Origin of the sequence: Desulfuromonas sp., assembly GCA_002869615.1 — a bacterium.
Taxonomy (GTDB): Bacteria; Desulfobacterota; Desulfuromonadia; order Desulfuromonadales; family UBA2294; genus BM707.
In genome coordinates, this window is the sequence record PKUH01000063.1 from 1 (window position 1) to 11,033 (window position 11,033).

Annotated in this window: 10 protein-coding genes; 2 read left to right on the forward strand and 8 right to left on the reverse strand. The window is 56.7% G+C overall.

What is annotated here, in order from left to right:
* The first annotated feature begins 79 nt into the window (after window positions 1-79).
* Complete coding sequence (locus C0623_06555) at window positions 80-484, forward strand: CoA-binding protein (GenBank protein PLY00799.1); 405 nt, start codon at window positions 80-82, stop codon at window positions 482-484.
* Window positions 485-495: 11 nt separating this feature from the next.
* On the opposite strand, the gene C0623_06560 is transcribed toward C0623_06555, so the two are convergent.
* The 5 genes from C0623_06560 to C0623_06580 all read right to left on the reverse strand — a co-directional run bounded on the left by C0623_06560 (window position 496) and on the right by C0623_06580 (window position 7,082).
* Entirely contained in the window at window positions 496-1,401 is a 906-nt protein-coding gene (locus C0623_06560) for a transporter (protein ID PLY00800.1), read from the reverse strand.
* A gap of 50 nt (window positions 1,402-1,451) precedes the next feature.
* On the reverse strand, window positions 1,452-1,763 hold the full coding sequence (locus C0623_06565) for a cupin (GenBank protein PLY00801.1): 312 nt from the start codon (window positions 1,761-1,763) through the stop codon (window positions 1,452-1,454).
* 69 nt (window positions 1,764-1,832) lie between these two features.
* The gene (locus tag C0623_06570) at window positions 1,833-4,406 is read right to left on the reverse strand and encodes an NADH-quinone oxidoreductase subunit G (protein ID PLY00802.1); all 2,574 of its coding nucleotides are present in this window, start codon (window positions 4,404-4,406) and stop codon (window positions 1,833-1,835) included.
* A gap of 69 nt (window positions 4,407-4,475) precedes the next feature.
* Window positions 4,476-6,431 (reverse strand): dihydropyrimidine dehydrogenase subunit A, encoded by a 1,956-nt coding sequence (locus C0623_06575; protein ID PLY00807.1) that lies wholly within the window; start codon window positions 6,429-6,431, stop codon window positions 4,476-4,478.
* 240 nt (window positions 6,432-6,671) lie between these two features.
* Window positions 6,672-7,082, reverse strand: coding sequence for a hypothetical protein (locus C0623_06580; protein ID PLY00803.1), 411 nt, complete (start codon window positions 7,080-7,082; stop codon window positions 6,672-6,674).
* A 98-nt stretch (window positions 7,083-7,180) separates the two neighbouring features.
* Here C0623_06580 and grxC point away from each other — a divergent pair, with 98 nt between their 5' ends.
* The gene (gene grxC, locus C0623_06585) at window positions 7,181-7,435 is read left to right on the forward strand and encodes a glutaredoxin 3 (protein PLY00804.1); all 255 of its coding nucleotides are present in this window, start codon (window positions 7,181-7,183) and stop codon (window positions 7,433-7,435) included.
* Between the two features lie 105 nt (window positions 7,436-7,540).
* On the opposite strand, the gene C0623_06590 is transcribed toward grxC, so the two are convergent.
* The 3 genes from C0623_06590 to C0623_06600 form a co-directional block, all read right to left on the reverse strand.
* On the reverse strand, window positions 7,541-8,044 hold the full coding sequence (locus tag C0623_06590; protein ID PLY00808.1) for a CoA pyrophosphatase: 504 nt from the start codon (window positions 8,042-8,044) through the stop codon (window positions 7,541-7,543).
* Window positions 8,045-8,097: 53 nt separating this feature from the next.
* Window positions 8,098-8,763 (reverse strand): ribulose-phosphate 3-epimerase, encoded by a 666-nt coding sequence (locus tag C0623_06595; protein ID PLY00805.1) that lies wholly within the window; start codon window positions 8,761-8,763, stop codon window positions 8,098-8,100.
* A 100-nt stretch (window positions 8,764-8,863) separates the two neighbouring features.
* A complete protein-coding gene (locus tag C0623_06600; GenBank protein ID PLY00806.1) occupies window positions 8,864-10,213 on the reverse strand; it encodes a 16S rRNA (cytosine(967)-C(5))-methyltransferase RsmB in 1,350 nt (449 codons plus the stop codon).
* Between the last annotated feature and the right edge of the window lie 820 nt (window positions 10,214-11,033).

Sequence of the window (11,033 nt, forward strand, 5' to 3'; positions counted from 1 at the left end):
AAATATTCGATTGCCTGACCGGCTCGTCTCTACCGGGCTGAAATGTTATCATCGAAGTAAACATTAAAAGGAGCAAACAATGTCGATAACAGAAAAGATCAATGACTTCTTAGCGGCTGACGCCTTTGGCGTGGTCGGCGCTTCGAGTAATCGCGACAAGTACGGAAACAAGGTTCTGCGCTGCTACCTGCAAAACGATCGTGTCGCCATTCCGGTCAACCCGCGGGCCAGCTCCATCGAAGGGATTGAAGCGGCGGCCTCGGTTGCCGACCTCCCGGACGGGGTCGACAGCATCTCGGTGATCACGCCACCGGCAATTACCGTACAGGTGGTTGAAGAAGCGATCGAAAAGGGGATCCGGCATATCTGGATGCAGCCGGGCGCCGAAAGCACCGAGGCCATCAAACTCGGTGAAGAGAATGGCCTGAACGTGATTGCCGACGGCAGCTGTATCCTGGTGGTGCTGGGTTACAAGGAACACTAGGAGGTACAGGGTTACAACAGAACCATGATCACGGTCAACGTGATCAGGCTGGCAAGGGTCGAAACCAGAACAACCGAGGTCACAAACGACGGGACGATATCGTACTCGCGGGAAATGATGGCGACCAGCACCGCGGTCGGCATCGCCGACTGCAGCACCCCGGCGGCATAGTCGACCTGTCCGAGACCGAACGGGATGGCAACGGCGACGGCAATGGCCGGCACCAGCAGAAGACGGATCGCCGAGGTTACGAACACATTCACATTCAGTTCAACCTTGCTCTGCTCGCGCAGCTGAACGCCGAGAGCGAAAAGCATTACCGGGATCATGGCTCCGGCCAGAAGGCCGATCATCCGCGTCAACATCAACGGCACGGCAATCTCGTTGTGCGAGACAAAAAGAGCCGGCACCACCGCCCAGAGGGCCGGGGTCCGCAGCAGGCCGTTCAAGGCGCCCTTGCTCCCGCCCCGGGCCCAGCCGGCGGCACTGACACAGATAACAAAAGCGACGATGGTAATCGCAACGGAATGGATTATGGCAGACGAGAGGGCGCCGTCGCCGAGCCGGAACTGGATGACCGCGATGCCGTAATTACCGACATTGCCGAAGGCGGCGATCATGACAAAGGCGGCGATCATCTGCCGCGACCGATTCATCATCCGGCCAATGCCGCCGGCAGCCAGGGCCGCCAGAACATGGGTCAGGGCGATAAACGAGACCATCGTCAATACATTGTCGAGGGGAACCCTGACCTTGCTGATGGCGTCGAAAATAAACGCCGGAACAAAAACGAAATAGGCGGCCCGGGTCAGGGTCAGGGCCTGCAGCTGTAAACGGTGCCCGAGAAAGGAGCCGAGCAGAACAATGCCGAAAACCGGCATAACAACGTCGATAAATACTGAGGCAAGTTCAGACATGCGGCAAGGATAACATATTGCGGAACAGACGCGGCGCTGCTCCGGCCAAATCAGCCGGCTGAAATACTGAGAAAAACCAGGCCCTTGTCGCCGCTGTTTTCAACACCGTGCGATTCACCGGCCGGGGCCACCAGAATCGTCCCCGGAGCGATCGCCTGCGGTGCCTCGCCTTCCGAGAGATAATGTCCCGCTCCTTCAAAGACAACCCAGACATGGTCGCCGGCATGGATATGCGGAGCGATTCGCTGGCCAGGCAGAAGGCACCAGAGGGTCGAGCGGGAATGCGTAGTCTCTTCGAGAACAACCTTTCTGGCCTTCTCTTCGGAATAGGCAATCTTCTCCTGATAGTCCGTGTTGAACATGTTTTTCTCCTGCAATAAAAAAAGGGCACCCCGTTAATCGGGATGCCCTGAAATGATCTTCTTTTCCGATCAGCCCTTGCTCACGGTTACCGCGACCCGGTTCTGAATATCAGGCATCAGGGCCTGAACATTACTCTCGGCAAAATGATACGGTGCAAACAACAGCCCCGGACGCACCGTATCGGTCACCCGCGCCTCAAGAGTAACCGAAGTTCCCCCGGCCGTAACTTTGGCTTTGCCGCCATCGGCAATCCCGGCCGCTTCAGCATCGACCGGATTGATTTCGACATAGCCTTTCGGCGCCACCGAGAGCGGCCCGGCCGCATAGGTCGAGGTCGTCCCGAAGTGAAACAGGATCTTGCCGCTCAGCAGCTGCAGACCGTTGGCTACGGTCTCCGTAGCATCAACAGCCGTATAAGTAAGCTGCCCCGGGGCAATATCAAATGTCTCCTTCAGGCAGATCTGGCCATGACCGCCACCGGCGAAACAGACACCTTCGTACATCGGGACCAGTTCGCGAATCTCCTGCAGAATGGCAGCACTTTCCGGGCAGGCCGTCTGACCGGCCAGCCGGCCGCAGAGCTCGGCAAAAATCTCCCAGTCCTCACGCGCCTCGCCAACAGGCTTGATCGCCTTGCTCAAACAGCTGACCCGGTTATCAAGAGCGGTAACACTGCCGGTCTTCTCAACGACTGTTGTCCCCGGGAGAACGACATCGGCCATGGCGGTCAACTCGGAAGCGAGAATATCCTGAACAACCAGGAAATCGATCTTCTCCAGAGCCTGCCGCCAGCGACCATTCATCGGGAAAGTGACCAGCGGATTGATTGCGGCCAGATAGAGGCACTTGATCTCTCCCTTTTCGATACCTTCAAGGATGGCAATTGCATTCTTGCCATTATCAGGCAACGAAACATTCCAGGCTTTTTCAAACGTCGCTTTGCTGGTTGCATAGTCCTGGTAGCCGGGGAACGTCTCCGGGCAGGCACCCATTTCGAGCAGGCCCTGCATATTGCCCTTTTCGTCGACCGGGAAAACCCCTCCGGCCTCGCCAAACAGCGCACCGCTTATGATTGCGAGGTTGGCGACAGCAGCAATAACTTGAGCAGAATCCTTGCCCTTGCAGATATCGCCACCGAAAACAAGAGCGACCGAACCGGCTTGACCGAGGGAGGTCGCCGCTTCTTCAAGCAACTCGATCGCAACACCGGTCGCCTCGACCGCCTTGTTGAGATCGACACTGCCGAGATGTGATTTCAGCTCATCAACGTTGCCGACCAGCTCTTTCAGCTTGGCCTCATCGACCAGCCCCTTGTCGAGGATCAGCTTGCCAAGAGCATTGGCCAGCGCCACTTCGCTTCCCGGGCCGTAGTTGAGGAAGGTGTTGGAATGGCGGGTCAGCTTGACCTTACGCATATTCGCAACAATCAGGTTGCCGTCACGCTTGCTGCGGGTCGCTGCCTCAATCTGCCAGTCGATGGCCGGAGCCTCGGCCGTCACATCGGAACCGAAAACGAGAACGGCGTCGGCCTTGCCGATATGGCTGATGTGGTGACTCGATCCCTGTAGCCCGATTTTCTCGTTCAGGACCTGCTGGGTCTGTAGCGCCCCGAACCGGGCCTCGGAATCGATATTATTACTGCCGATACCGGCGCGGAAGAGCTTCTGGAAAAGATAGTTTTCCTCGTTGGTCAGCCGCGGCGAGGTCAGACCGGCGACCGCATCGGCCCCGGCAGATTTTTTAATTTCATTGATTTTGTCGACAACCGTGACAAAAGCCGCATCCCAGTCGCTTTCGACCTGGGCGTTCCCCTTTTTGAGTAACGGCGCGGTCAGGCGTTTTTCGGAATTGATATAGCCGTAGCCGAAGTATCCGCCGATACAGAGGTTGCCGTCGTTGACGGTGACATCGTCGCGAGAGGTAACGCGTAAAACCTCGTTGTTCTTGACGTTGTATTCAACCTGGCAATGAGCTGCACAGAGAGTACAGACCGATTGGGTTTTCGTCAGTTCCCAGGGGCGGGCCTTGAATTTGAAGGTCTTCGAGATCATGGTGCCGGTCGGGCAAACGGCAACACAGTTGCCGCAGAATTCGCAGAGATCGAGTTCCTTGTCAATAAAAGCGCGGTCGCCGCGATCGTTAATGAAAAGGGCCGAGGAGCCTACTGTCTCGTGGCAAACCTTGACGCATTTCTCACACATGACGCAACGGTTCGGAACCTGCTGGATCAGCGGCCACCTGTCGATGACGCCGGCGTTGACATCTTCGGCCATAAACGGCTGGGTGTCGACATCGTGTTCGTAACAGACATTCTGCAGATCGCATTCACCACCGGCATCGCAAACCGGGCAATCAAGGGGATGATTAACCAGCAACAGTTCGATGATCTGCTTGCGGATCGCAGCCAGCTTCTCGTTCTCGGTCGTCACCACCATGCCCTCGGAAGCCGGGGTGTTGCAGGCGGTCATCGGCTTGTCGGACCCTTCGATATCGACCACGCAGATCCGGCAGGCGCCGGTCGGGGAGACTTTCTTGAGGTAACAGAGCGTCGGGATCTTGATCCCGGCCTGCTCAGCCGCGCTAAGGATTGTGGCTCCGTTTTCGATTTGAACGTCTTTGCCGTCGATCTTGAGATTGATCATGGACTTATCACCTGTATCTAAGGAATCTGCCGCCACCGGAAAACCCGGGCGGCACAAAAATCAAAACAATCAGCTCACCGCGACCATGCCGACACGATAGCAGCGGAGACAACGCTCAGCCTCACGCACGGCCTGGCTTTCCGGCATCGCCAGTTCGATCTCTTCATAATTCGTAGCCCGTTCAGGGCCATCGATCTTCGGCTGATGTTCCCGGTGCAAACCACCGGCAATACCGATATTTTCGTTTTTGTCAAAAACACCAAAGTTGCTGAACAGATCTTCCATGGCGTCATCATCGTCGAGGACGGACTTGCCTTCCATCAGGTACCGATGCATGACCCGGGCGGCGCGGCGCCCATGGCCAACGGCCAGAACAACTGTCATGGCGCCGTACTCACAGTCGCCACCGGCGAAGACCCCTTCGTTATCGGTCATCATGGTGCCGCCCCGGGTGACGATGCTGTTCCACCGGGTCTGCTCGATGCCGTAATCGCCATCCTCGAGATAGGAAAGGTCCGGGTCCTGGCCGATCGCCGGAATAACCATGTCGCAGGGGATGACATATTCACTGCCCGGAACTTCCTGCGGCCGCCGGCGACCGGAGTCGTCGGGCTCGCCGAGTTCCATCTTGATCACTTCGACGCCGACCACCTTGTTGTTCTCGACAATCAGTCGGGTCGGGTTGCGCAGGAACTCAAACTTGACGTTTTCTTCTTCGGCATCATCAACTTCGTACGATTCGGCCGGCATCTCCTTACGCGTTCGGCGATAAACCAGGATCGACTCTTCGGCGCCTTCGCGCAGGGCAACGCGTACACAGTCAATCGCCGTGTTGCCGCCGCCGACGACGATCACCCGCTTCGGAGTCACCATGCCCTGGTTCAGGGCAACGGCCCGCAGATAATGAATGCCGCCCTCGGAGAAACCATCGTAACCCTGATCTTCACCCTCGACCCCCATCGGCTTCGACTTGAATGCGCCGGTACCGAGGAAGACTGCGTCATATTTTTCTTTCAGCTCACGCAACGACACATCGCGGCCGAGCTTGACACCATATTCGATCTCGACACCGAGGGCCTCGACGATTTCCGCTTCGCGGCGCAACAGATGACGCGGCATCCGGTAATCGGGAATACCGACTGCAACCGTGCCACCCGGCTCGTTGAGCATGTCGATGATCTTGACCTTGTGGCCCTCCAGGGCCAGGTAGTAGGCGCAGGTCAGGCCGGCCGGGCCGGCACCGACGACGCTCACGTTTTTGCCGGTTGGCGCTTTTGGAACCATCGGCGGCTGCTTGTGGTGCAGCCATTCGTGATCCGAAGCGACGCGCTTCATCACCATGATACTGACCGGCTCATCAACCAGAGCCCGGCGGCAGCCGGTTTCACACGGATGCGGGCAAACCCGGCCGCATACAGCGGGGATCGGCATATATTCGCGGATGGTCGCCAGCGATTCGTCGTGGCGGCGCTCCTTGATTTCTTCAATGTAGGTCGGAATATCGATATGGGCCGGGCAGCGGTCGATACAGGGTGCAGTCACCCGGTCCTTGTAGGCCTTGGCCGTTTTCGGTTTTTTCTCACCGTTGATATAAGCGAGGAAATCACTGCGGAAATGCTTGACCGCATCGAACACCGGAATGGCCGACGTCATGCAGAGCGTGCATTTACAGTTATCGAGAAGCGCCGATAGTGATTCGATCGTCTCGAGGTCCTGCTCGCGGCCCTCACCGTTGACGATGCGCGCCAGCGTATCCTGCAGCACCCGGGTGCCGCGCTTACCCGGCGAACACTTGGCGCAGCAATGCTTCTCCTGCACCCGCTTCATGTACTCGGCCGCCATGGCAACGACATCGGTCTCCTTGTCGAGCAGGATGATCCCATCCCAGCCCATGAAGGCACCGATTTTACCCTGGTCGAGATAATTCTCCGGCAGTTTCAGGTTGATCGAGGCCAGATCGGCTTCGCCGCCCTGACGATTATCGACGATTTCGCGTCCCCAACTGGAAAAAAAGACTTGTGACAAAACGACCTCCACGCAGACCACCCGCACCTGTCCGATGCGGACGGCGAAGTCCTTGAAAAAAGGGAAAGACCAAATATTTCTGTCTTTCCCCTATTCTTGTATACAGTATGCAGATTTCTATCATAAAGGGTTCAGGTAAATCAAGCGAAAATTTGTTCCGTTTAACGATCCTGAAACTGTTACCGGAATGCCCTCGGAAACGCCCTTTTCCCATCGTTTGAAAAGCTTGCCGGCGCCGAATCAGAGGAGCTCGGGAAAGGGCTCGACAATCCGCCAGTAAGCAAACTTCATCCCCCCTGATGCCTGCTCTTCCCAGGCGAGAGAGAACCGCTTTTTGCTCAAAGTCACCGAAGGGAGCTTGTAGTATTCAAGCAGGTAATGGACAACAACCTGGTCGTTGGGGGCATCGATGTCCAGCCGTGTCATCGTGAAGTTGGTCACTTTCAGGTCGTCAACATCATTGAAGCGCTCCAAAAAATCGGCTCGGAGCTCTTCGGAAAAATGAAGGGACGCGCCCTGGAAATCGAGCCAGCGGACACGGAGCATGAAGTCTTCATTTTTCTTGGTAAAATCATCCTTGTGATTCGGCATCATGCTGCAGGCGGAAAGCAGCACCAACAACAATACCAGTAACAATCGATATGTTTTCATCCGTTTGAACCCTTCCGTTGAAGTCCATCTTTTCATTGCAGACCCGCAAGATTCAGCTAGAATTACCTATAACAAAACCAGAACACCGGGAGACATCCATGAAAAAAATCGAGATCTACACCAAAGATTACTGCCCCTATTGCCATCGCGCCAAGGAACTTCTACGGACCAAGGAGGTCGAGTTCATCGAGTACGATGTAACCAACGACCTGAATCGCGAAAACGAGATGCGCGACCGCTGCAGCCAGAGAACGGTACCGCAAACCTTTGTTGACAATCAACACCTTGGTGGCTGTGATGATCTTTTCGACCTCGAGTCCGAAGGTAAGCTTGATAAAGCTCTCGGCCTTTAACCGTTTGTGATGCCGGTTTCCGGCCAGGAAGCGCCTCCGGGCATGACGTCGGATTTTCATGCTCCAGTCTTGCTGTTCCGTCTCGATGCAGTCTCACTCATTCATTCAGTCAGTATGCTCGAGAAACTGCCGAAGGATTTCGGCCGTCAGTCCCCATATTTCATGTTCATCGATGCTGTAGAAACAGACCGGGACCTGCCTTCCCTGGTGCGTCCAGTCTTCGACCCGGAAGATTGCCGGATCACGCAACCGGGCGAGCGGCACTTCGATCATCTCGGCCGTCTCCCGGGGATCAGGCTGAAAGGAGTACGGCGCCTCGAAACATCCGACATAGGGCACCACATGATAGCCGTGGATTGACTCAAAATCATCGAGACGGCCGAGCAGAGTGACATCCTTTGCCTTCAGCCCGATCTCTTCATCCGCTTCACGCAGAGCGGTCGCCTTGAGGGATTCATCGACAGCCTCGCGCGCCCCTCCCGGAAAAGAAATCTCCCCCTGGTGATGCCTGACCTCTTCCGTCCGCCGGATAAACACAAGGTGCGGCTCACCTTCCCGCTCAAAAAGCGGCAGAAGAACCGCCGCAGGTCGCATCGAGCCAACGGTCAACCGGCGCTGCGGGAACCGCGAGAGCGCCTGCCGGATCGAGTCGGTATCGATCATCAGACGGTCAGGGACGAAGCGTTGGTGCGCAGGGCTGCAATCGTTTTTCGATAATCGGAGCTACTGAAAACAGCACTTCCGGCGACAAAAACGTCGGCGCCGGCAGATGCTACGCGGCTGATATTGTCAGCCTTGACACCGCCATCAACCTCAAGTTCGCAATCGAGCCCGCGGCTGTCGATCATCTTGCGCAGCGTCTCGATTTTCGGCAGGCATGATTCGATGAAAGACTGGCCGCCAAACCCCGGATTGACCGACATTACCAGTACCAGGTCGAGATCGTCGAGAATCGATTCGAGGGTATTGACCGGCGTACCCGGATTGATCGAAACACCTGCCTTCTTACCGAGCGTCTTGATCAGCTGGACGGTCCGGTGCAGATGCGGCACTGCCTCCTGGTGTACGGTAATAAGGTCAGATCCGACCCGGGCGAACTCCGGAATATACTGGTCGGGATTTTCGATCATCAGGTGAACATCGAACGGCTTGTCGGTGACCGGCCGCAGGCCATCGACCACCAGCGGTCCGATCGTAATGTTCGGCACGAAGTGTCCATCCATGACATCGACGTGAATGTAATCGGCACCGGCGTCGGCAATCGCCTTGACTTCATCACCGAGCCGGGAAAAATCAGCTGAAAGGATCGAGGGGGCAATCTTGACCATCGGTAAAGCTCCTGTCTGTCGTCGCTGGGTTCCGTTAAGTGTGTACTTTGCCATGATTGCCGGCACGGTTCAACCGCAAAGCATGCCAGCCGCCAGCCCTTCAACTCCCGTTCTTGCGGAAACGGACCGCGTAAAAAGCATCCATGCCATCATGTCGGTGCGGCCAGCTGCGCAGAGCACCCTCTTCGGTCAACAGGTCTGCCCACACAGCCGGCACCGAACCCGTCGGATTCTCGCGCACGAAACCCTTCTGCTCTTCGAGGAAAGCCTGTACAACATCTTCGGTTTCCCGGCTGGTAAATGTACACAGAGAATAGACCAGGCTGCCGCCCGGCTTGACCAATGGCGCTGCCCGTTCGAGAATGGCCAGCTGCAACCGGGCAAGCTTCTTGATATCAACCGCTTTACGGGTCCATCGACTTTCGGGGTTGCGGCGCAGGACTCCGAGGCCACTACAGGGTGCATCAACCAGAATCCGGTCAAATCTCTCTGCTGCGACAAAATCGGGAACCGCCGTCATATCCCACTGTCGGGCATCGATGTTTTTACATCCGAGCCGACGCGCCCCCTGCTCGATCAAACCGACCCGATGCTCATGCAGATCCAGAGCTGTTATTTCGGATTGATTCTCCGTCGCCATGGCAATATGGGTGGTCTTGCCGCCCGGGGCGGCACAGGCATCGAGAATCCGTTCACCCGGCTGCGGATCGAGCAGCTCCGTGACCAGCATGCTCGCTTCATCCTCAACCTGGTACCAGCCCTCGCGGTTACCGGGCAGCGGCTCCTCTCCCCGTTTTTCAACCACGACTCCAGCGGCTGCATATTTACAGGGCCGCGCCTCGTGGCCGGCCATCTCTAATGCCTTAAGGAATTGGTCGCGCGATGTCTTCAGGCTGTTGACGCGCAAACTCAAAGGTGGCTGCTGCGCCATGTTTTCGGCCAGGGCGACCGCCTCGATATTCGGCAACAGGCGCATCATCTCTTTGGTGATCCACCCGGGCAGAGAGCAGACATGCTGCATGTAAGGACGTGGTTTGTCACGCGACGGCCACTCTATGGATGCAGCTTCACGCGCGAGAGACCGCAGGACACCATTGACCAGGCCGACCAGCCGCTCCATACCGGAACGTCTCGCCAGTTCAACGGTAGCATGCACCGCCGCCCGCTCCGGCACCCGGTCGAGTTCGAGCAACTGATAGGTGCCGATACGCAGCAACCGGAGCGCCGCCGGTTCGAGGCGCTCAAGCGGCTGGTTGCAGAATTTTTCGAGAGCAAAATCGATGCGGCCACGCAGCCGCAGGACACCGTAAACCAGCTCTGTCAGCAGGGCCTTGTCACGTATATCGAGAGCCGGATGCTGCGACAACCAGCGATCGAGCACGAGATCGGAATACCCGCCCTGTTCGACCTGTTGCAGGATTTCGTATGCGCCTTGACGGGCGTCACTCACTGTTCGTTCTCCTGGATTGAGGGAGTTCAATACTTAACATGGAACATCCGGCGGGTTGTATAAAAAATATGGATACCGCAATTGGGGCGCCGGTAAATGCAATGGGAAAAGTCAAAAAAACTTTCTTCCGGGGACACTTCCCTCAAATGCGGGTAGTGTCCCAGCCAACTTTTCGACTCCGATAGGGAATCGATTGATGCTTTTGACTCACCCCCGAAGCTCTTGAGGTCGCGTCCGCTCGCGCGATCACTCAACCGCAGCCCGACCGCAACCGCCACAGCGACGAACCGCGTTTGCCTCAAGGCAAACTCCCCGGCAACACAATTGAACAGAAACAATCCAGACCGAACAAAAAAGCCCCCGGCAAGGGAGCCGTTTTCTGCATACTCTTTTATGGCTTAATAAAAGAGTATGGCGGAGTGCGCGGCCGCGACCGCGCGGTTCTTCCTGCCTTTTGTCTTCTGCCTTCAGGTCAGGGGACACTTCCCTGAACTTCGGGAAGTCTCCCCGCCGACGTTTAGACTCCGATTGGGAGACCATTGTTGATTTTGACTTACCCGTGGAGCTCTTGAGGTCGCTTCCGGTAGCGCGATCATTGAACCGCAGCCCAACCGCAACCGCCACGGAGACATTCCGCGTTTGCCTCAAGGCAAACTCCCCGGCAACACAATTGAACAGAAATAATCCTGACCGCACAAAAGCCCCCTGCAAGGGAGCGGTTTCTTTGGTTCGTTTCTTTATCGCTTAATAAAGAAATGAACCCGGCTGCCGGGCCGGGACCCGGCGGTTCTTCCCAGTTTCAGTCTTCAGGGGACACGTC